The sequence below is a fragment of the Actinocorallia sp. API 0066 genome (assembly GCF_020991275.1).
GTDB lineage: Bacteria > Actinomycetota > Actinomycetes > Streptosporangiales > Streptosporangiaceae > Actinocorallia.
Genome location: NZ_JAJLQY010000002.1, coordinates 507,675 through 527,057 on the forward strand (window position 1 = coordinate 507,675; position 19,383 = coordinate 527,057).

A 19,383-nucleotide genomic window follows, 5' to 3' on the forward strand; every position below is an offset into this window, starting at 1 on the left:
ATCATGAAGGCTCGCATCCTGCTGGCCGCGCTCACAGCCGCCGTCCTCGGCGTCTCCGCCACCGCCTGCGGCGGCGACGACAAGGGCGACGCCGGAGCACAGAAGCTCGACTTCGGTTACATCGCCGACTACAACGGCTCCGCCCTCCTCGCCATCGCCGACCAGGAGAAGCTCTGGGAGCGGAACGGGCTCGACCCCGAGCTGAAGGTCTTCACCAACGGACCGCTCCAGATCCAGGCGCTCGGTGCCGGAGACCTCGACTTCGGTTACATCGGCCCCGGCGCGCTGTGGCTGCCCGCCTCCGGCCAGGCCAAGGTCGTCACCGTGAACTCGCTCGGCCTCGCCGACCGCGTCATCGCCCAGCCCGGCATCACGTCCCTGGCCGACCTGAAGGGCAAGAAGGTCGGCGTCCCCGAGGGCACCTCAGGCGACATGATCCTGACGCTGGCGTTGGAGAAGGCCGGGCTTACGGCCAAAGACATCGAGCGCGTCCCGATGGACCCGGCGACGGTCGCCTCCGCGTTCGCGTCCGGCCAGATCGACGGCGCGGGCATCTGGTACCCGATGATCGACACGATCAAGAAGAGCGTCCCCGACCTGGTCGAGCTCGCCAAGAACGCCGACTTCGACCTGAGCTTCCCCAGCGCCTACGTCACCGGCGCCGACACCGCCCAGAAGGACCCTGAGCTGGTCGAGAAGGTCGTGAAGGTGCTCCAGGAGGCCAGCGACTACCGGTCGGCCCACCCGGCCGAGACGGTGCGGGCCACGGCCGCGTTCCTCAAGCTGCCCGAGGCGCAGGTGACCGCCGACCAGAAGAACAGCCAGCCGCTCAGCACCGCCGACGTCACCGCCAAGACGGCCGACGGCTCGGTGGACTCCTGGCTGAAGGGCATGTCCCAGCTCTTCGTCGGCGCGGGCAAGCTCAAGGAGGTCCCCGAACCCTCCACGTACTACCTGGGCGACGTCTACGGCAAGGTCGCAGGCAAGTGACCCAGCACGACACCCGGAGGCCGAGGAACATCCTGTTCCTCATGACCGACCAGCACCGGGTGGACACACTCGGCTGCCACAACCCGGCCGAGGTCTCCACCCCCCGTCTCGACGCGCTCGCCGCGTCAGGGACGAGGTTCGAGCGGGCGTACACGCCTACGGCGATCTGTACGCCCGCTCGGGCGAGCCTCCTCACCGGACGGCTGCCCTTCCGACACAAACTCCTCGCCAACTACGAGCGCAACGTCGGGTACATCGAGGACCTGCCTTCCGGCGAGTTCACCTTCTCGGCGGCCCTGGCCGACGCGGGGTACCGGCTCGGCCTCTACGGCAAGTGGCACGTCGGGACGCACCGCAAGGCGGCGGACTTCGGGTTCGAGGGCCCCGACCTACCCGGATGGCACAACCCTGTGGACCACCCGGACTACCTGAAGTACCTGGAGGAGAACGGGCTCCCGCCTTACGCGATCAGCGGGCACGTCCGGGGCACCCTGCCCAACGGCAACCCCGGCAACCTGCTGGCGGCGCGCCTCCACCAGCCGGTGGAGGCGACGTTCGAGCACTACCTGGCGACCGGGACGATCGAGGCGCTGCACCGCCACGCCGACGAGTACCGAACGGGCCGCAGGCCGTTCTTCCTCGCGACGCACTTCTTCGGACCGCACCTGCCGTACCTGCTGCCGGAGGAGTACTACGACCTGTACGACCCGGAAGCGATCACGCTGCCCCCGTCCGTCGCGGAGACGTTCGAAGGCAAGCCGCCGGTACAGCGCAACTACAGCGCGCTGTGGACCTACGACACGCTCGCCGAGGACGTCTCGCGGAAGCTCATCGCCGTCTACCGGGGGTACGTCGCGCTGATCGACTTCGAGATCGGCCGGATCCTGGACACGCTGCGCGACCTCGGGCTCGACGACTCCACCGCGGTGTTCTTCACCGCCGACCACGGGGAGTTCACCGGGGCGCACCGGCTGCACGACAAGGGCCCCGCGATGTACGAGGACATTTACCGGATTCCCGGCATCGTCCGCGTTCCGGGTCTTCCATCCGGGCAGGTGCGCCGGGAGTTCGTCGGCCTCACCGACTGCACCGCGACGATCCTGGACCTGGCCGGACTCGACCCGGCCCAGGCCGTCGACGGGTCGAGCCTGCTGCCGCTCCTCGCGGGCGAGGACGTCCCGTGGCGGGCGGAGCTGACGGCGGAGTTCCACGGCCACCACTTTCCCTACCCGCAGCGGATGATCCGGGACGACAGGTACAAACTCATCGTCAACCCCGAGTCGCGGAACGAGCTGTACGACCTGGAGACGGACCCGCACGAGCTCCACAACCGGCACGACCACCCCGACCTCGCGGACGTCAGACGGCGGCTCACGGCCCGCCTGTACACCCTCCTGCGCGAGCGCGGCGACAACTTCCACCACTGGATGTCCGCCATGTCCGACACGGGCCCACTCGACCACGACCCGTCCCTCGCCGCCTTCGAAACCGGCAGCGACGTCTACACCGCCCCCTGACCCAGGCCGCGCCCGCCGCCAGTCCGCCTCCACGCGCGGCGGCCGCGCGGCCCTGAGCCGCTTACCGGCCGTCGCGCGCCGGAAGCGGGACGAACCCGCTCGTCCGGCGCATGTCGTCGCGGTAGCCGGGTCTGTGGGCTGCCACCCGCCGTCGGCCCGGATACCCCTGAGCCGATGACAGCGACGTCGGGAGAGAGCGTCCTTTCAGAGGTGGTGACGTAGGGGGAGCGCGGTGGGGAACGGATCAAGGAACGTCTGTTCCGTCAGGTAGGTGAGGCCCTCGGCCTCGGCGTCGTGCCGCAGCAGCGCCACCGGGACGCTGAGCGGTGCCTGGCCCGCCTGGAACGCCTCGATCGCGGTGACGATCCCCGCCCGGCGCACCGGGCCGATCCGCCTGCTCAGCGGGCCCAGCACATGGTGCAGCGCGTTCACCTGACGGCCGCGCGCGGGCCGCACCGCGAGGGACGCGGCGAACACCCGGGCGTAGCGCGCGACGAGTGTCTCGGGCGGCTCGGCCCCGGCGAGGGCGACGATCCGCCCCGCCGACCGGTAACCGGCCGGGTCGTGCGCGAGGATCTGCAGCTTGTGCCTGCTGTGGAAGGCGACGAGGTCCCTGGGCCGCCATCCCGCCCCGAACAGGGCGCGCAGCCTGGCGCGCGCGAAGACGCGTTCCACGAAGTGCTCCCGTAGGAGAGGGTCGTTCAGGCGTCCCTCCTCCTCTACGGGCAGGTCCGGGTACGTCTCCAGGAGGGCGGCCGTGAACAGGCCCCTGCCCTTGCGGTCCACGGGCTGCCCGTCGGTGCGCTCTCCCGGCAGCCCGGACGCGTACCTGGGCACCCCGTACAGGGCGCACGAAGGGGAACGGGACTTCACCACAAAGCCGTCCAGGTCCACGAACTCGGGCATCGCCCGGCCGATCGCGTCACGGGCGGCTTCGGTGTGGTCGCTCTCGCCGTCGCGGGAGACGAGGTGGCCGTCCGTGCGCAGCCTCACCGTCGGCCGGGGCACCCCAAGACCGGCCTCGACCTCCGGGCACACCGTCACCCAGTCCACGAGCGGACCGAGCACCTCGGTGAGGAAACGCGCGCGGGCGTGGCCCCCGTTGTACCGCACCGGATCGCCGAGCAAACACGCCGACGCCCCCAACCGCGGCCGGACGGCCGCGGGCAGCCGGGCTGTGTTTGATTGGCCCGGGGGCTGGCCGCTTCGCGACCCCGACTTCGTCGGGAGCGGCCACCCCCGGGCTGCGGTGCGGCCGGTCACAGCAGCTCCCCGAGTTGCCTGTACGCCTCGGCCAGGGCCGTCTCGTCGCCTTCCGCGAGCCGCGCGCCGACCCGGTCCAGCCCTTCGAGCGTTGTGATCATGAGTGGTCATCTCCGAGAACCTCTTCGAACTTCTTCCTAGCCGCCGCTCGGTGGCGGCCGCAACCAACGCACGGCAAAACAGGATCACGCGGCGGCGCGGCCGACCCGCCCACGCTCCCTCCGCCCCGCCGACGGGAGAGGCGGTGCGGCGGGTTTGGTTGGGGGGGAGGGGTGGAGGAGGATCCGGGGGACGGGGAGAGGGGGCGTTGTGGAGACGTCGATCGTTGTTTTGACTCGGGATTTGCGGGTACATGACCAGCCGGGTTTGGTGGAGGGGTGTGCGCGGGGGCGGGTGGTGCCGTTGTTCGTGGTGGACGAGGAGATCGTCGGTGGGGTGATGGGGGTGCCCAATCGGTTGCGGTTTCTGGGGGAGGCGCTGGCGGATCTGCGGGAGGGGTTGCGGGGGTTGGGCGGGGAGTTGATCGTGCGGCGGGGCTCGCCCGCCCGCGAGGTGGCGCGGCTGGCGGAGCAGACGGGGGCGCGGGTGGTGCGGATCGCGGACGACAGGTCGCGGTTCGCGCTGCGGCGGCTTGACGCGCTGCGCGGCACCGGCCTTGACGTCCGGACATATCCGGGGGTCACCGTGGTGCCGCCGGGTGCGGTGACGCCCGCCGGAGGCGACCACTACAAGGTGTTCACGCCCTACTGGAAGGCGTGGGCGGCGGCGGAATGGCGGACGCCCTGCCCGGTTCCGGGCCGGGTGGACGTCCCGGAGGGGATCGACGCCGGGGTGATCCCCGATCTGGCGCCGAAGGGCGTGTCACCGGGCGTCGCGAAGGGCGGTGAGTCCGAGGCGCGGCGGTTGATGCGGGAGTGGCTCGCCAACGGTGTCGCCGCCTACGACGGCACTCGCGACGACCTGGCGAACCCCGAGGGCACGTCACGGCTCAGCGCCCATCTCCGGTTCGGGTGCCTGTCGCCGCTGGAGCTGGCGTCGGCCGTCCGCGAGCACGAGCCGTTCCTACGCCAGCTCGCCTGGCGCGACTTCCACCACCAGGTCGCCGCCGCCTTCCCCGACCTGCCCCGCCGCGACTACCGGCCGCGCGGCCACCGCTGGCGTGACGACCCGGAGGCGCTCGCCGCGTGGCGTGAGGGCCGCACCGGCGTCCCGATCGTGGACGCGGGCATGCGCCAGCTCCGGCACGAGGGTTTCATGCACAACCGCACCCGCATGATCACCGCCTCCTACCTGACCCGCGACCTCGGCATCGACTGGCGCCACGGCTACCGCCACTTCCGCGACCTGCTCACCGACGCCGACCTCGCCAACAACCCGGGCAACTGGCAGTGGGTCGCCGGCACCGGCAACGACACCCGCCCCAACCGCACCCTCAACCCCGTCCGCCAGTCCCTCCGCCACGACCCCACCGCCACCTACCTCCACCACTGGCTCCCCGAACTAGCCCACCTCCCCACCCCCGCCACCCACCACCCCTGGACCCTGGAATCCCCCCCACCCAACTACCCACCCCCACTCACCCACCCCTAACCGCCCACCCCACCAACCCCTTCCCCCACCACGCCAAACCACCTCTGCCCGTCGCAACGCCAAAGGAACCTCCACCCACCCACACCACCAGCACGATCGCCCGACCCTCGTGTCACACCGCCCGGGGGTGGCCGCTCCCGACGAAGTCGGGGTTGTGAAGCGGCCAGCCCCCGGGCCCACCGAACACCGCCCATGTTCACCGACCAGGCTCGCGCCGCGTCGTGTCGCCTCAACGCTGAGGGGATCGCTGGCCCGCATGGCTCGTGTCGGTTGTGATCGCTGGTGGGGTTCGGGGGTCGCGTCGGGTCGCCGTTGGGTGGTGGCGGTGCTGGAGGGGCGGCTGGGCCGCGTCACGGCGAGCCGGGTTCGTCGGTCGGGCCGGGTGGTGGAAGGGAAAGGGAAACGGCCCCGGCACGGGGTGCGGGGCCGTTCGGGCGCGGGCGACGCTGGAAGGGCAGTCCGGCGGCGGCGCGCACGTGCGGGGGTCAGGTCCAGGAGGTGTCGGCCAGGCGGTGGAGGCGTTGGACGACCAAGGGGTGTTTGGCGGCCACGTTGCGGGACTCGCGGGGGTCGTTGCTCAGGTTGAAGAGCTCGACGCGCCAGCTTCGGCGGTCGTTGGGGCGGGTGCGGCCCGGGGCGTAGCGGATGAGCTTCCAGTCGTCCTGGCGGACGGCCTCGGCCAGGCGCGTCACGCTGCCGTTCTCGACGCGGTTGGCGCGCTTTGTCTGGGACTTCTCGTTCCGGTACCAGTAGAGGTGGTTCGGCGGGGACGCGTTGCTCTCGCCCTTCAGGGTGCCGAGGATCGAGACGCCGTCGAGCCGGCGAGGCAGCCCGGCGCGGGCGACGTCGGCGAACGTCGGGAACAGGTCGAGCTGCGAGGTGATCCGGCCCGTGGTGCCCTTGCGGACGAGGCCGGGGCCCCACGCGATGAGCGGCACCCGGATGCCGCCCTCGTACAGGTTGCGCTTGTAGCCGCGGTACCTGCCGTTGGCGTCGAACCTGTCGGGGTTGAACCCGCCCTCCTCGTGCGGCCCGTTGTCGCTGGTGACGAGCACGAGCGTCTGACGGCCCTTGGGCAGCGCGTCCAGGAGCGCCCCGAGGTCGCGGTCGAGCCGGGTGACCTGGGCGGCGTGCGCGCGGTCGGCGCGCGGCCACGGCTTGCCCGCGTAGCGGCCGTGGTTGGGCAGCTCGCCTGGCGAGTGCGGCAGGTTCGTCGCGTACATGAGGAAGAACGGCTGATCGGAGCGCTGCTTGACGAACTCCACGGCCCGCTTGCGGAAGAGGTCGGGCGCGTAGCTGCCGCGCCGGTCGCCCCGGTTCCCGGCGAGCTTGACCTCGGTGGCGTTGCGCCACAGGTGGTCGGGGTAGTAGTCGTGCGCGGCCCGGTGGGTGAGGTAGCCGTAGAACTCGTCGAAGCCGCGCGCGTTCGGGTGTGACTGCCCGGCGCGCTGCGGCCCGAAGCCCCACTTGCCGACGAGGCCCGTTCGGTAGCCGACGCTCTGGAGCACCTCGGCGAAGGTGGTGTCGCTGGGGCGCAGGTCGCCGGGGAAGCCCGCCTGCGGGTTCTGCCTCACCCGCGAGTGCCCGGTGTGCAGGCCGGTCAGGAGGGAGCAGCGGGAGGGCGCGCACACCGACGCGGCGGAGTACGCCTGGGTGAAGCGCAGGCCCTGCCGGGCGAGCCGGTCGAGCACCGGGGTCTTGATCTTGGTCTGGCCGTAGGAGCCGAGCTCGCCGTAGCCCAGGTCGTCGGCGACGACGAGGACGATGTTCGGCCGCGGGTCGAGCGCGCGCCCGTCCGGGGCGGCGGCGGAAGCGGGGGAGTTCCCCGCCGTCGTCATGTGGCTCCCGACGCCGAGGACTACCGAACCGCGCAGCAGTTGGCGGCGGGTGAGCATCGTCCTTCACACTCCCGTGCGTTGTCGGTCGGTCACGTCCCGCAGGGACGCGGCACTTATGATTCCTCATGAAATCCTATCAAGTCAATAGGAAATATAGACAACCAGAGGGATCCGTCAAGGACCGACATCGCCTTTCGCCCATGTCAGCAGGACGCTGTAGTGCCCCCGCCCGGGTACCGGCAGGCGTCGACGGCGGCACGCGGTGTGCGCAGCGTGACGGTCGCCCCGCCCTCCGGCAGGACCGGCGAGCCGCGCCCCCAGTACACGTCGGTGCGCGAGTCGCTGCCGCTCCCGGTGTGCACCCGGACGGACTCGCCGGGGCGCAGCCGCAGCGGACCGAACTCGTAAGCCGAGCCGCCGCCCGCCTGAAGCCGCCACCCTCGCAGGTCGCGGGCGGTTTTGGCATGGTTGCGCAGTTCCACCCACGTGCCGCCGGAACCGCGCGGGGAGTGGTGGACGCGCTCGATGCGCACGGACGGCTCCGCCCCAGGGGAGTCTGATGGACGCGGGCCGAGGGACGGGTAGAACACGCCGACGATGAGGAAGACGGCGACCAGGTCACGTACTGCCATGACAGAAAGTAATCAGCGTCGCGAGCGCACAACCAGCCGCGCCGAAGACAGCACCCGTTCACCTCACGGACAGCTTTGCCTTCCTCACCCAGCGTTCAGCCCGCCGCCACCCGCCCGACCTGTACCGCTCCCCGACCTTTTGTCCCCGCCGGGGACCGTTCGACCATGCGCCCCGCCCTCCCCGCCGCCCTGCTCATCGCTCTTGCCCTCCCCCTCGCCCCGCCCGCCGCCGCGCCTGCCGTTGCCCAGGCCGCGCCGGGGTGCGGCGGGGCGCGGGACCTGGACGGCGACGGGCGGCCGGATCTGGCGGTGGGGGCGCCGTCGGCGACGGTCGGCGGGCAGGTGCGGGCGGGACAGGTCGCGGTGGCCTACGCCGACGGACGGACACGATGGTTCGCGCCCGCGACCGGACGGCCGCACGACGGGTTCGGCGCGGCGCTGGCCTCCGGCGACCTGGACGGCGACGGCTGCGCCGACCTCGCGGTGGGCGTGCCCGGCGCGGCGGCCGTCCGGATCTACCTGGGCGGTCAGCCCGAACTGAGGGAAGGCCCCCTGCTCAGGGGCGGCGCCGGGCTCGGAACCGCGCTGGCGGTGGCCGACCTGGACGGCGACCGCGACCTCGAACTCGTCGCGGGCGCGCCCGAGGCGCCGGGTGGAGGCCGGGTCGTCGTCTACGGGCTGCGCGCCAAGGGCGTCGGCGCGGCGAAGACGTTCCCGGCGCGGCTCGGCCGGGCCAAGGAGCGCCGCGCCGAGACCGACGCGCTCGGCTCGGCCCTCGCCGTCGGCGACTTCAACGGCGACGGGAGGCCCGAGATCGCGATCGGCATTCCGGGCGCGGGCCACCGTGGCCAGGGCGCCGTCACCGTGCTCGACCCGCTGCGCGGCAGGGCGCGGGTGCTGTCCCAGGCGGGCCCGGTGCGCGGCGGGCCCGAACGCGACGACGGCTTCGGCACCTCCCTCGCCGCCGCCGACTTCGACCGCGACGGCAAGGCCGACCTCGCGATCGGCGTGCCGGGCGAGGCGTTCACCCACCGGGACAAGGGCGCCGCCGAGGGGGCCGTGCACGTGCTCTACGGGCCGTCCTTCCGGGAGCGCGGCCCCATGTGGAACCGGGGCACGAAGGGCGTCCCCGGGGAGTTGCGCCGCCGCGACTTCTTCGGCGCGGCCCTCGCCGCAGGCGACCTCACCGGCGACGGCCGCCCGGACCTCGCGATCGGGATCCCCGGCTCCAACGCCGTCCAGTTGCTTACGGCGACCCGCTCCGGCGCCCTCAAGCCCGGCCGTCTCCTGCGCCCCGGCCTCCCAGCCGCAGCCCACTACGGCCTCACCTTGCGCATCACCTCCGGCACCCTGTACGTGGGCGCCCCCGGCGCCGACTCCTTCACCGGCGCCCTCTACCGCTCCACCACCCGCCTCCCCCTAGACGGCCGCGGCCTCACCGCCTTCTCCCTCTCCTAGGCACCCGCCCCGCCGTGCGCGCGCGAGGCGGGTCAGCGGCTGAGGGTGCGGGAGAGGTCGGGGACGGTGAGGCGGATGGTGCGGGGCGCGGGGGCGCCACGGCGGGAGACACGTTCCAGGGTGTGGAAGTCGGCGGTGAGGGCCTCGGGGGTGAGGCGGCCGAGGAGGAAACCACGGCGCTGGTCGGCGTGCGCGAAGTGGGGGTTCTCGGCGCGGAGGGCGGCCATCATGGCGTGGTCGCGGTAGCCGTCGCCGTCGCTCGCGATGGACGTGGTGACGAGTTCGACGCCGACGCGCGCGGACGACGGGTCGGCGAAGTCGCGCAGCAGGTCGGCCGCGAACGCGGTGTGCACGTCGCCGGTGAGCACGACGGGGTTGCGCGCGCCGGAGTCCAGCAGGGTCGTGAACAGCCGGTCCCGGTCGGCGGTGTAGCCGTCCCAGGAGTCCATGCCGACCTTCAGCGCGGGCCCGAGCGCCATGTCGCGCTGGGCGAGGAAGATCTGCTGCCCCAGGACGTCCCAGCGGGCCCCGGAGGCGCGCAGGCTCCCCGCCAGCCAGGAGAGCTGCGCCGCGCCCAGCACCCGCCCCGACGGGTCGTTCCGGGCCGAGCAGCCGGTGCGCAGCCAGTCGTCGCACGGCTGGTCGGTCCGGTACTGGCGGGTGTCGAGCAGGTGGAAGGTGGCGAGCGCGCCCCACGGCAGCCGCCGGTAGAGCCGCATCCGCGTCCCGGAGGGCCGCGCGGCGACGCGCAAGGGCATGTTCTCGTAGTACGCCCGCATCGAAGCCCGCTTCCGGGCGGTGAAACCGGGGACGGACGAGCCGGGCACGCTGCCCGTCCAGTTGTCCTCAAGCTCGTGGTCGTCCCACACGACGGCCCAGGGCGCCGCCGCGTGCGCCGTCTGTAGGTCGGGGTCGGACTTGTACTGCGCGTGCCGCCGCCGGTAGTCGGTGAGGGTCTGGCACTTGCCTTCGGTGTGCGTACGTACCTTCCCGTTGGCGCCGCTGTAGGAGCCGGGCGCGTACTCGTACATGTAGTCACCCAGATGGACGACGAGGTCAGGGCCGAGTTCGGCGAGCCGCCGGTAGGCCGTGAAGTACCCGTGCTCGTAGTGGGCGCAGGACGCGGCCGCGAACGTCATCGGCGTCAGGGAACCCGGCGCGGGGGCCGTCAGCGTACGTCCGACGGGAGACAGGTGCCCGGAGGCACGGAACCGGTAGAAGTACTCACATCCCGGCCGCAGGCCCGTCGCCGTCACGTGCACCGCGAACCCGCCGGAGGCGCGCGCCGTCACCGTTCCTGAGCGGACGACGCGCCGGAACCGCGCGTCCTCGGCGACCTGCCACTCCACCGCGACGGCGCGGGAGCCGAGCCCGCCCAGGCCGTCCGGGGCGAGGGGACGGGGCGCGAGCCGCGTCCACAGCACCACCGAGCCCGCGTCGGGGTCGCCGGAGGCCACGCCGAGCCGGAACGGGTCGGGCCCGTCCGCCGCGCCGCCCCGGAGGAGCGCGGGGGAGGCCGAGGCGGGCGCGGCGCCGAGCACCGCGAGACCGCCGGCCGCGAGGACGTGCCGTCGTGTGAAAGCCATGCGCCCAGTGCAGACGCGGCACACGAACGCCGGGTGACGCGGGTGCGAGCGGCGCGCGGCACGGGGGAAACAGCCTGTCCCGAGCGATCATTCCGGCCTGTCATGATCCGCCGGAACACTACCGATCGGCCAGGATTCACTCCCTGACGTGTGCAAAAAGGCCCAACGTGGTTCGGCGCGCTCCGGCGGGGTGGTAGGCAAGGGCTGTGGAGCTGAATGAGGCGGCGGAGGAGCTGTACCGGGTGGCTCCGGGGGAGTTCGTGCAGACGCGGCGGCGGCTGGCGGAGGCGGCCAAGGCGGCGGGCGACGCGGCGACGGCCCAGCAGATCAAGGCGCTGCGGCGGCCGACGGTCTCGGCGTGGGCGGTCAACCTGCTCGTGCGGGAGCGGCCGCCGCTGGCGGGCGAGCTGCTGTCCCTCGGGGAGCGGTTGCGCGAGGCGTGGGCGAAGGGCGGTGACACCGCCGAGTTCGACCGCGCGCGCACGCCGCTCGTCGACAAGGCGGTGCGCGCGGCGGAGTCGCTGGTGGAGGAGGCGGGCCGGCCGCTGGGCGACCAGGCGCGCCGTGAGGTCGAGGAGACCCTGTACGCGGCGGTGGCGGACGCGGACGTGGCGGCGGAGGTGGCCGCGGGCAGGCTCACCCACCCGCGCTCCTACGTCGGCTTCGGCCTCCCGCCACTCCCCGAGGACCCCACCGAACCCCCGAAGCCTGACGACCCGGGCGAATCACCCAAGAGAGATAAACGAGACAAAGGTGGAAAGCGAGACCAACGAGCCAGAGACGGTGTGGCGGTCGGCAAACCGCCCAAGGAACACCCAGAACCCCACCCCGACCAGGACCGCGCCGAAAAGGAACGTGCCGAACGCAAGGAGCACGAAGCACGCGAGGAACGCCGAAGAGCCGCCGAACGTGAGCGCTTCGAGGCCCGCCGCCGAGCCGCCCAGCTCCGCGCCAAAGCCGACGAGCTGGCCGCCGAGCGGGACAGGCTGCGCCGCGCCCTCCAGGACGTCGAGCAGGAGGAGGAAAGCCTCCGCCAGCGCCTGGACCAGGTACGCGTCCACAGGTCCGCGGCCCGCAAGTCGTTCGAGGCAGCCGAACAGCAGGCCGCCGCAGCCGCCACCGCCGCCACCCGAGCCGAGTCCGGCCTGACGTAAGGCTGTGTTGAACCGAGCCCGGGGGGCGCTCTGGCGAGCCCGACTTCGCCGGGGGGCGCCCCCGGGCCGGGCGCGCCGCGCGGCGGTGGTTATCTTCTGGGCATGACGACGGTACGCCGGGTCGCCTGGGACGACCCCGACGCGGTCGCGCTGCGCGCCGCGATGAACCAGGAGCTCACCCACCGCTACGCCGACCGGCTCGCCCAGGCCCAGGGGCCGGTCCTCGCCGCCCTGGAGGTCGACCCCGGCGAGATGGCCTTCGTGGGTGTCGCGGACACCGAGGAGGGCGGCCCGGTCGGGCACGCCGCGCTCCGCTGGCGCGGGCGCGACCTTGAGCTGAAGCGCATGTACGTCGCGCCGTCGAGTCGCGGCAAGGGCGTCTCGACGGCGCTGCTCGACTGGTGTGAGGACGTGGCCCGCGAGGCGGGCGCCGACCGGGTCATCCTCCAGACCGGCGACCGCCAGCCCGACGCGATCCGCCTCTACGAGCGCGAGGGGTACGTCCGCATCCCTGACTTCCCGCCCTACGACGCCGTGCCCGAGCTCCATTCGACGTGTATGGCCAAGCCCGTCACGGCGGTCCAGAACGCCGAGGTCTAGGGACCGCCGCGAGTCAGGCGCGCGGGAGGTGTTCGCCTTCGCGGAGCCGTTCCATGCCGAGCCAGACGAAGTCGAGCGCGGTGGACTCGGCCCGTTCGCGCGGCACCTCGGGGTGTTCCAGCCACCAGGAGATGAGCGAGAACAGCGACCCGTAGATCAGCGGGACGAGCAGTTGGGCGCGCCGCTCGTACTTGGCGAGCTCCTCCGGGGCGACGACCTTGCGCCGCCGGGAGAGCAGCCTCCCGGCGGCGGCCTCGCCGAACCTGTCGCGCAGTTCGCGCAGTTCCAGGCCGACCTCGGGCTTGTCGAGGTGCCGGATGATGACCGCCCACGCGTCGGGCTCGGCCGTCGCGTAGTCGAACAGCGTGCTGATCATGCCGCTGATCCGCTGGAGCGAGGTGGCGCCGCTGACGTCCACCGCCGCGAGCCGTCCGGTCAGGTCGTCGATGATGGTCTGCGCGACCTCGGCGAACAGCTGTTCCTTGGACTCGAAGTGCTGGTACAGCAGGGCCTTCGACACGCCCGCCGCCGCCGCGACGTGTTCCATCTGGGTGAGGTGGAAGCCGCGCCTGCCGAACTCGGTCAGCGCGACCCCCATCAGCTGCTCCCGCCGGATGGCGGCGGACAGTCTTCTGGCCATTGCCCTACTTTCCCAGATAAGGGGCGAGTTCCGTGCGGGCCACCGAGCGGAGGTGGACCTCGTCGGGGCCGTCGGCGAGGCGCAGGGAGCGGGCGCCCGCCCACATCGCGGCGAGCGGGAAGTCGTCGGAGACGCCGCCGCCTCCGTGCACCTGGATGGCCCGGTCGAGCACTTCGAGGGCGACGCGCGGGGCGACGACCTTGATGGCGGCGACTTCGGTGCGGGCGCCCTTCACGCCGACCGTGTCGATCAGCCACGCGGTCTTCAGGGTGAGCAGCCGGGCCTGCTCGATGGCGATGCGGGACTCGGCGATCTGCTGCTGGACGACGCCCTGCCGGGCCAGCGGCTTGCCGAACGCGACGCGGTTGACGGCCCTGTCGCACATGAGTTCCAGCGCGCGTTCGGCCATGCCGATGGCCCGCATGCTGTGGTGGATGCGGCCGGGTCCGAGCCGTGCCTGCGCGATGGCGAAGCCGCCGCCCTCCTCGCCGACGAGGCTCTCCAGAGGCACCCGCACGTCCTCGAAGAGGATCTCGCAGTGCCCCTGCTGGTCGTGCCTGCCGAAGACGGGAAGCGACCGCACGATCGTCACGCCGGGGGTGTCCAGCGGGACGAGGACCATGGACTGCTGGAGGTAGGGGTGCCCGTCGGGGTTGGTCTTCCCCATGAGGATCATGATCTTGCAGCGCGGGTCGGCGGCGCCGGTCGTCCACCACTTGCGGCCGTTGATGACGTAGTGGTCGCCGTCGCGCACGATGCTGGTGGAGATGTTGGTGGCGTCGGAGCTGGCCACGTCCGGCTCGGTCATGCCGAAGCAGGAGCGGATCTCGCCCGCCAGCAGCGGCTCCAGCCACTGCTTCTTCTGCTCGGGTGTGCCGAACAGGTGCAGCACCTCCATGTTGCCGGTGTCGGGCGCGGCGCAGTTGGTGGCCTCGGGCGCGAGGAGCGGGGAGCGGCCCATGACCTCGGCCAGCGTCGCGTACTCGGTGTTGGTGAGGCCGGACTCGTCGGGCAGGAACAGGTTCCAGAGGCCGGCCGCGCGGGCCTTGGCCTTGAGCTCCTCGACGACCGGGGGCAGCTCGTGCGGACGTCCGGCCGCCACCAGTTCGTGGTGCTGGGCGACGTAGACCGGCTCGGCCGGGTAGACATGCTCGTCCATAAACGCCTGAAGCCGGGCAAGGTACTCGGTGGCCCGCTCGCTCAGTTGGAAGTCCATGCGAGTATCGTAACTGACCCGTCAGTTACTAGAAGGGAGGGGTCTTATGGATCCGCAGGGCAAGGTCGCCTGGATCACCGGCGGGGCCAACGGCATCGGGGCCGCCGTGGCCCGCCGCCTGGCCGGGCTCGGCGCGCACGTCGTCGTCACCGACGTGGACGCCGAAGAGGGCGAGAAACTCGCTTACGAGCTCGACGGCTTGTTCGTCTCCTGCGACGTCAGGGTGCCGGAGGAGAACGTCAAGGCCGTCAAAGCCGCCGTCGCGCGGTTCGGCGGCCTCGACATCGCCTTCCTCAACGCGGGCGTGGCCACCGGCTCCGGCATGGGCGAGCACTTCGACGCCGAGCGCTACCGCCGCGCGATGGCCGTCAACCTCGACGGCGTCGTCTACGGCGTCAACGCGGCACTGCCCGCCCTGCGCGCGCGCGGCGGCGGCGCGATCATCGCGACCGCCAGCATGGCCGGGCTCACCCCGATGCCGCTCGACCCGCTGTACGGGGCGAACAAGACGGCCGTCGTCGGCCTCGTCCGCTCGCTCGGGCCCACCTACCTGCCCGAGGGCATCCGGGTGAACGCGCTGTGCCCGTCGTTCGCCGAGACCGCCATCCTGGACGGCCTGCGCGAACTGCTCGGCGACTTCCCCATCCTCGACGTCGAGACCGTCGCGGACGCCTTCCTGCACATCCTGGCCTCGGACGAGGCGGGTCAGGCGTGGCCCGTCGTGCCGGGCCGCGAATTCGAACCCTTCCGTTTCCGGGGCGTCCCCGGCCCGAGGAGATGACCATGCGCGCGATCCAGATCACCGAGTTCGGCGGACCCGAGGTCCTCACCCTGACCGAACTGCCCGACCCCGTCGCCGAGCCCGGCCTCGTCCTCGTGGACGTCACCCGGGCGGGCGTCAACTACGCCGACACCCACCAGGCCGACAACAGCTACCTGTCGGCGGCGGAACTGCCGCTCGTGCCCGGCGGCGAGATCGCCGGGACCGTCGACGGACGCCGGGTCGTGGCGCTCACCGCGGGCAGCGGCGGCTACGCCGAGAAGGCGCTCGCGCTGGCCGGGGCGATCTACGACATTCCGGACGGCGTTGACGACACGACGGCGCTCGGGCTCATCGTGCAGGGCGCGACGGCGTGGGTGATGCTGCGCAAGAGCGTCCACCTGGAGCCGGGGGAGTCCGTCGTGGTGCACGCGGCGGCGGGCGGCGTAGGCACGCTCGCCGTGCAGCTCGCCAAGGCTCTCGGCGCAGGGCGCGTCATCGCTACGGCGTCCACCGAGGAGAAGCGCGAGCTGGCGCTCAGCCTCGGCGCCGACGTCGCGCTCGACCCGGCGGTGCCCGAGCTGCGCAAGGCGCTCATCGAGGCCAACGAGGGCCGCCGGGTGGACGTCGTGCTGGAGATGACCGGCGGCACCGTCACCGACCAGTCGCTCGCCGCCCTCGCGCCGTTCGGACGGCTCGCCTTCTACGGCATGGCCTCCCGCGAGCAGCCTTCACCGATCTCCGCGCCCTCACTCCTGCGCCACTCCACCGCCGTCATAGGCATGTGGCTGCCCCACGTCTTCACCCTCCCGGGCGACGTCATGCGCGACGCCATGACCGAACTCTTCGACCTCGCCGCCTCCGGCCGCCTCAAGGTCATCGACGGCGGCGCCTACCCCCTGGCCGAAGCCCGAGCCGCCCACGAAGCCCTCCGCTCCCGCCAAACCACCGGAAAGCTGTGTTTGATTGCCGCGGCTCCGCCGCGGCGGTGATCGGGCGCTGACGAGCCCGGCGCCTGGCCCTTCGGCTTCGCCTCACGGGCCAGACGCCGGGGCGCCCGATCACGTCCGTGTGGCTCCACACTGGAGTCTTGTCCCGCTATCCAGCTATGCCGTTATCCAGCTATTCCGTTCTCGTAGGCGAAGACGACGGCTTGGGTGCGGTCGCGGAGGCCGAGTTTGGTGAGGACGTGGCCCACGTGGGTCTTGACGGTCTGTTCGGCGAGGAAGAGTTCGGTGGCGATCTCGGCGTTGGACATGCCGCGTGAGATGAGGCGGAGCACGTCGAGCTCGCGCGGGGTGAGGCCGTCGGCGGCGTCGGTGCGGGGGCGCTCGTGGCGGCGGCGGCGCGCGAAGTCCTGGATGAGGCGGCGGGTCACGGACGGCGCGAGCAGCGCGTCCCCTGAGGCGACGACCTTCACCGCGTGGATGAGGTCCTGCGCGGACGCGTCCTTCAGCAGGAACCCGCTGGCACCGGCCCCGAGCGCCTCGTAGACGTACTCGTCAAGGTCGAACGTGGTGAGGATGAGGACACGAGGCCCGGTGTCGGAGGCGATCCGCGCGGTGGCGGCCAGGCCGTCCATGCCGGGCATCCTGACGTCCATCACCACAACGTCGGGATCGAGCCGCCCGCACAGCGCGATCGCCTCGGCGCCGTCCCCCGCCTGCCCGACGACGGAGATGAGCGGGTCCGAGTCCAGGAGGGTGGCGAGACCGTCCCGGATCATCACCTGGTCGTCAGCGATCACCACCCGGATCATGTGCGCCATCATAGGGAAGCTCCGCCAATACCGCCCAACCCCCGGCGGATTGGCATCCGGCGGACATCTTGCCGCCGAGCATCGCGACCCGCTCGCCCATCCCGATGAGCCCGTGCCCTCCGTTGGGCGGCTGCGGCGCGTCCTTGGGGCCGTCGTCCGTCACCGACAGAAGCAGCCCGTTCCGCTTGTAGGCCACCGCTACCTCCACCGACGAGCCCGGCGCGTACCGCGCTGCGTTGCTGAGCGCCTCCTGGACGATCCGGTACGCGGACAGGTCGACGCCTTCCGGCAGCGTGCGCCGCTCCCCGGTGACGGCCAGGGTGATCCGCAGCCCGTCGTGCGCGTCGAGGAGCTCGCCGATCCGGTCCATGCCGGGCTGCGGCTTGCGTTCGGCGGCCTCGTCCCCGGCCCGCAGCAGCCCGACGACGCGCCGGGTCTCGGTGAGCGCGGCGCGCGCCTCCTCCCGCAGCAGCGCGAACGTCTGGAGCGCGGGTTCGGGCAGGTCGGGGATCTTGTAGGGCGCGGCCTCGGCCTGGAGCGCGATCACCGACATGTGGTGCGCGACGACGTCGTGCAGCTCCCTGGCGATCCGCGACCGCTCGGCGAGCACCGCGTGCCGGGCGAGGTCCCGCTGGTGCCGCTCGGCCTGGACGGCGAGCCGCAGTTCGGCCAGGTACCGCCCGCCGACCGCGTCACCGAAGACGAGCGCCAGCCCTACCAACCCGATGAGGATGGACCCGAACCACGGCTCCATCCGGCCGAGCGCGACGGGCAGGCACACCAGCACGGCGACGGTCACCGCACCGGCGCCCAGCGACTTGCGCCGCTCCGATCCGGCGGCCAGCGAGAACATGACGACGAGCACGGCGAGCAGCGACGTCACCGGCCACGGCAGGAACGGGTGCCCCGCCACGGGCGTCAGGGCGCCCCACGCCAGCCCCGCCAGCGACACCTTCCACGCGGGCATGGGCCAGCGCGGCGCGAACAGCACGGGCAGGCACTGGAGGACGCCGAGCGCCCACGCCCGGTCGAGGGACACCTCGTAAGCGACGGCGTGGATGGCGATCGACCCGGCGGTGAACCCCACGGCCAGGGTGAACGCCGACGCGGCGATCGCGGTGCGGGGGAGTGCGCGGTCGGGCCAGCAGGTGGCCCGGTCGGGCCGGGAGGGGGCGCGGATCGCGGCATTGATCGCGCCCAGGGCGCTGCCGAGCGCCCGGTACACGCTCATGGCCTTGAGGGTAGGGGTCCGGTTCCGCCCTGTCTTGCCCCTCCGGGGTGATCCGTCCACCGGAACCGGAGTATGAGATCAATCTCCTAACTCGAGATTTCCGATTGACTAGATAGGAATTGCGGGCCAAGATGGTCGCCATGACGTTGACCAGCAACGATGCCGGGACGACGACGCTCGCCGAGCGCGCCCGGCTCTTCGCCGAGACCAGTGACGAATGGCTGCACCGTGTGCGCCTCGACCCGCAGGGACGCTGGTACGAGCGCCTCGACGGGGACGAGGACTGTGAGGTGTGGATCATCAGCTGGCTCCCCGGCCAGAGCACCGGCTTCCACGACCACGGAGGCTCCGCGGGCGCCTTCGCCGTCGTGCTCGGCGAACTGGAGGAGGCCACCACCCGCTCCGCCCAGATCTTCGACGGCGGCCGCGTCCGCCCCTTCGGCAGGCACCACATCCACGACGTGCGCAACACGTCGACGGCGCCGGCGGTCAGCGTCCACGTCTACTCGCCGCCGCTGTCCACCATGAACCGGTACGACCTGACGCCCGAGGGCGAACTGATCGTCCTCCAGACCGAGACGGCGGACGACTGGTGACCCGCCCCGCCGGAGCCCGCTCCGTCGACCAGATCCTCGACGACGCGCGCGCCCGCCTCGTCCGGCTGACGCCCGCGCAGGCGCACGCCGAGCCCGACGCGCTCCTCATCGACATCAGGCCCGCCGCGCAGCGCGCCGCCGAGGGCGAGATCCCCGACGCGCTGATCATCGAGCGCAACGTCCTGGAATGGCGCCTCGACCCCGAGAGCGACGCCAGGATCCGCGAGGCGACCGGCTACGACGTCCGCGCCGTCGTCTTCTGTTCCGAGGGCTACACCTCCAGCCTCGCCGCCGCCGCGCTCCAGGACCTCGGTCTCGCCCGCGCCACCGACATCGACGGCGGCTTCGTCGCGTGGCGGGCCGCGAACCTGCCGACCGCCCGCACGGTCACCCCGCAGGCGCTGCCCGCCGACCCGGCCGTCCTGGGGCGTTCCTAGCCGCCGGGAAATGCGGCGGCGCGGGGTGGGAAGGGCGCTAGACTGTCCGCCATGGCAGTAGCGCACCGGCCCCGCTCGCGCAGGGAGCTGGAGACGACGACGCCGGGGCACTCCCG

18 protein-coding genes are annotated in these 19,383 nt (G+C 72.3%); 10 read left to right on the plus strand and 8 right to left on the minus strand.

Annotated features, from left to right (window positions below; genetic code table 11):
* The first annotated feature begins 3 nt into the window (after positions 1-3).
* Entirely contained in the window at positions 4-990 is a 987-nt protein-coding gene (locus LO762_RS07070) for an aliphatic sulfonate ABC transporter substrate-binding protein (protein WP_230613383.1), read from the plus strand.
* Positions 987-2,507, plus strand: a complete 1,521-nt coding sequence (locus tag LO762_RS07075) for a sulfatase-like hydrolase/transferase (RefSeq protein WP_230613384.1) — start codon at positions 987-989, stop codon at positions 2,505-2,507. Before LO762_RS07070 ends, LO762_RS07075 begins: the two co-directional genes overlap by 4 nt.
* Positions 2,508-2,711: 204 nt before the next feature.
* Here the strand turns inward: LO762_RS07075 and LO762_RS07080 are convergent, their stop codons facing one another.
* Positions 2,712-3,653 (minus strand): DUF523 and DUF1722 domain-containing protein, encoded by a 942-nt coding sequence (locus LO762_RS07080; protein WP_308103478.1) that lies wholly within the window; start codon positions 3,651-3,653, stop codon positions 2,712-2,714.
* A 426-nt stretch (positions 3,654-4,079) separates the two neighbouring features.
* Between LO762_RS07080 and LO762_RS07085 the strand changes: the two genes are divergently transcribed.
* The gene (locus LO762_RS07085) at positions 4,080-5,360 is read left to right on the plus strand and encodes a deoxyribodipyrimidine photo-lyase (RefSeq protein ID WP_230613386.1); all 1,281 of its coding nucleotides are present in this window, start codon (positions 4,080-4,082) and stop codon (positions 5,358-5,360) included.
* A gap of 485 nt (positions 5,361-5,845) precedes the next feature.
* Here LO762_RS07085 and LO762_RS07090 read toward each other — a convergent pair whose 3' ends face one another.
* Together LO762_RS07090 and LO762_RS07095 are read right to left on the minus strand one after the other, a co-directional pair.
* The gene (locus LO762_RS07090; RefSeq protein ID WP_230613387.1) at positions 5,846-7,255 is read right to left on the minus strand and encodes an arylsulfatase; all 1,410 of its coding nucleotides are present in this window, start codon (positions 7,253-7,255) and stop codon (positions 5,846-5,848) included.
* A gap of 146 nt (positions 7,256-7,401) precedes the next feature.
* Positions 7,402-7,830, minus strand: coding sequence for a lamin tail domain-containing protein (locus LO762_RS07095; RefSeq protein WP_230613388.1), 429 nt, complete (start codon positions 7,828-7,830; stop codon positions 7,402-7,404).
* 165 nt (positions 7,831-7,995) lie between these two features.
* Here LO762_RS07095 and LO762_RS07100 point away from each other — a divergent pair, with 165 nt between their 5' ends.
* The gene (locus LO762_RS07100; RefSeq protein WP_230613389.1) at positions 7,996-9,288 is read left to right on the plus strand and encodes an FG-GAP and VCBS repeat-containing protein; all 1,293 of its coding nucleotides are present in this window, start codon (positions 7,996-7,998) and stop codon (positions 9,286-9,288) included.
* A gap of 32 nt (positions 9,289-9,320) precedes the next feature.
* Here LO762_RS07100 and LO762_RS07105 read toward each other — a convergent pair whose 3' ends face one another.
* On the minus strand, positions 9,321-10,874 hold the full coding sequence (locus LO762_RS07105; RefSeq protein WP_230613390.1) for an alkaline phosphatase: 1,554 nt from the start codon (positions 10,872-10,874) through the stop codon (positions 9,321-9,323).
* A gap of 206 nt (positions 10,875-11,080) precedes the next feature.
* Between LO762_RS07105 and LO762_RS07110 the strand changes: the two genes are divergently transcribed.
* Both LO762_RS07110 and LO762_RS07115 read left to right on the plus strand, forming a co-directional pair.
* A complete protein-coding gene (locus LO762_RS07110; protein WP_230613391.1) occupies positions 11,081-12,028 on the plus strand; it encodes a hypothetical protein in 948 nt (315 codons plus the stop codon).
* Between the two features lie 102 nt (positions 12,029-12,130).
* Positions 12,131-12,628: a GNAT family N-acetyltransferase gene (locus LO762_RS07115; protein WP_230613392.1), complete on the plus strand. Its 498-nt coding sequence runs from the start codon at positions 12,131-12,133 to the stop codon at positions 12,626-12,628.
* Between the two features lie 13 nt (positions 12,629-12,641).
* Here the strand turns inward: LO762_RS07115 and LO762_RS07120 are convergent, their stop codons facing one another.
* Both LO762_RS07120 and LO762_RS07125 read right to left on the minus strand, forming a co-directional pair.
* The gene (locus LO762_RS07120; protein WP_230613393.1) at positions 12,642-13,268 is read right to left on the minus strand and encodes a TetR/AcrR family transcriptional regulator; all 627 of its coding nucleotides are present in this window, start codon (positions 13,266-13,268) and stop codon (positions 12,642-12,644) included.
* Positions 13,269-13,272: 4 nt separating this feature from the next.
* Positions 13,273-14,484: an acyl-CoA dehydrogenase family protein gene (locus LO762_RS07125; RefSeq protein ID WP_230613394.1), complete on the minus strand. Its 1,212-nt coding sequence runs from the start codon at positions 14,482-14,484 to the stop codon at positions 13,273-13,275.
* Between the two features lie 46 nt (positions 14,485-14,530).
* Between LO762_RS07125 and LO762_RS07130 the strand changes: the two genes are divergently transcribed.
* Positions 14,531-15,265 carry an SDR family oxidoreductase gene (locus LO762_RS07130; protein ID WP_230613395.1) on the plus strand — a complete coding sequence of 245 codons (735 nt, stop codon included), beginning with the start codon at positions 14,531-14,533 and terminating at the stop codon, positions 15,263-15,265.
* 2 nt (positions 15,266-15,267) lie between these two features.
* Complete coding sequence (locus tag LO762_RS07135; protein WP_230613396.1) at positions 15,268-16,236, plus strand: NADPH:quinone oxidoreductase family protein; 969 nt, start codon at positions 15,268-15,270, stop codon at positions 16,234-16,236.
* A gap of 122 nt (positions 16,237-16,358) precedes the next feature.
* Here the strand turns inward: LO762_RS07135 and LO762_RS07140 are convergent, their stop codons facing one another.
* Together LO762_RS07140 and LO762_RS07145 are read right to left on the minus strand one after the other, a co-directional pair.
* Positions 16,359-17,003 (minus strand): response regulator transcription factor, encoded by a 645-nt coding sequence (locus LO762_RS07140; RefSeq protein ID WP_230613397.1) that lies wholly within the window; start codon positions 17,001-17,003, stop codon positions 16,359-16,361.
* On the minus strand, positions 16,981-18,234 hold the full coding sequence (locus LO762_RS07145; protein WP_230613398.1) for a sensor histidine kinase: 1,254 nt from the start codon (positions 18,232-18,234) through the stop codon (positions 16,981-16,983). Before LO762_RS07145 ends, LO762_RS07140 begins: the two co-directional genes overlap by 23 nt.
* A 140-nt stretch (positions 18,235-18,374) precedes the next feature.
* On the opposite strand from LO762_RS07145, the gene LO762_RS07150 reads away from it, so the two are divergent.
* Together LO762_RS07150 and LO762_RS07155 are read left to right on the plus strand one after the other, a co-directional pair.
* Positions 18,375-18,830 (plus strand): cysteine dioxygenase family protein, encoded by a 456-nt coding sequence (locus tag LO762_RS07150; RefSeq protein WP_230613399.1) that lies wholly within the window; start codon positions 18,375-18,377, stop codon positions 18,828-18,830.
* Positions 18,827-19,267: a rhodanese-like domain-containing protein gene (locus LO762_RS07155; RefSeq protein WP_230613400.1), complete on the plus strand. Its 441-nt coding sequence runs from the start codon at positions 18,827-18,829 to the stop codon at positions 19,265-19,267. Before LO762_RS07150 ends, LO762_RS07155 begins: the two co-directional genes overlap by 4 nt.
* Positions 19,268-19,383 lie beyond the last annotated feature (116 nt).

Coding starts and splice junctions, on each gene's coding strand:
- LO762_RS07070 (WP_230613383.1), top strand. CDS start 4: ATGAAGGCTCGCATCCTGCTGGCCGCGCTCACAGCCGCCGTCCTCGGC.
- LO762_RS07090 (WP_230613387.1), bottom strand. CDS start 7,255: ATGCTCACCCGCCGCCAACTGCTGCGCGGTTCGGTAGTCCTCGGCGTC.
- LO762_RS07095 (WP_230613388.1), bottom strand. CDS start 7,830: ATGGCAGTACGTGACCTGGTCGCCGTCTTCCTCATCGTCGGCGTGTTC.
- LO762_RS07100 (WP_230613389.1), top strand. CDS start 7,996: ATGCGCCCCGCCCTCCCCGCCGCCCTGCTCATCGCTCTTGCCCTCCCC.
- LO762_RS07105 (WP_230613390.1), bottom strand. CDS start 10,874: ATGGCTTTCACACGACGGCACGTCCTCGCGGCCGGCGGTCTCGCGGTG.
- LO762_RS07115 (WP_230613392.1), top strand. CDS start 12,131: ATGACGACGGTACGCCGGGTCGCCTGGGACGACCCCGACGCGGTCGCG.
- LO762_RS07120 (WP_230613393.1), bottom strand. CDS start 13,268: ATGGCCAGAAGACTGTCCGCCGCCATCCGGCGGGAGCAGCTGATGGGG.
- LO762_RS07125 (WP_230613394.1), bottom strand. CDS start 14,484: ATGGACTTCCAACTGAGCGAGCGGGCCACCGAGTACCTTGCCCGGCTT.
- LO762_RS07130 (WP_230613395.1), top strand. CDS start 14,531: ATGGATCCGCAGGGCAAGGTCGCCTGGATCACCGGCGGGGCCAACGGC.
- LO762_RS07135 (WP_230613396.1), top strand. CDS start 15,268: ATGCGCGCGATCCAGATCACCGAGTTCGGCGGACCCGAGGTCCTCACC.
- LO762_RS07140 (WP_230613397.1), bottom strand. CDS start 17,003: ATGATCCGGGTGGTGATCGCTGACGACCAGGTGATGATCCGGGACGGT.
- LO762_RS07145 (WP_230613398.1), bottom strand. CDS start 18,234: ATGAGCGTGTACCGGGCGCTCGGCAGCGCCCTGGGCGCGATCAATGCC.
- LO762_RS07150 (WP_230613399.1), top strand. CDS start 18,375: ATGACGTTGACCAGCAACGATGCCGGGACGACGACGCTCGCCGAGCGC.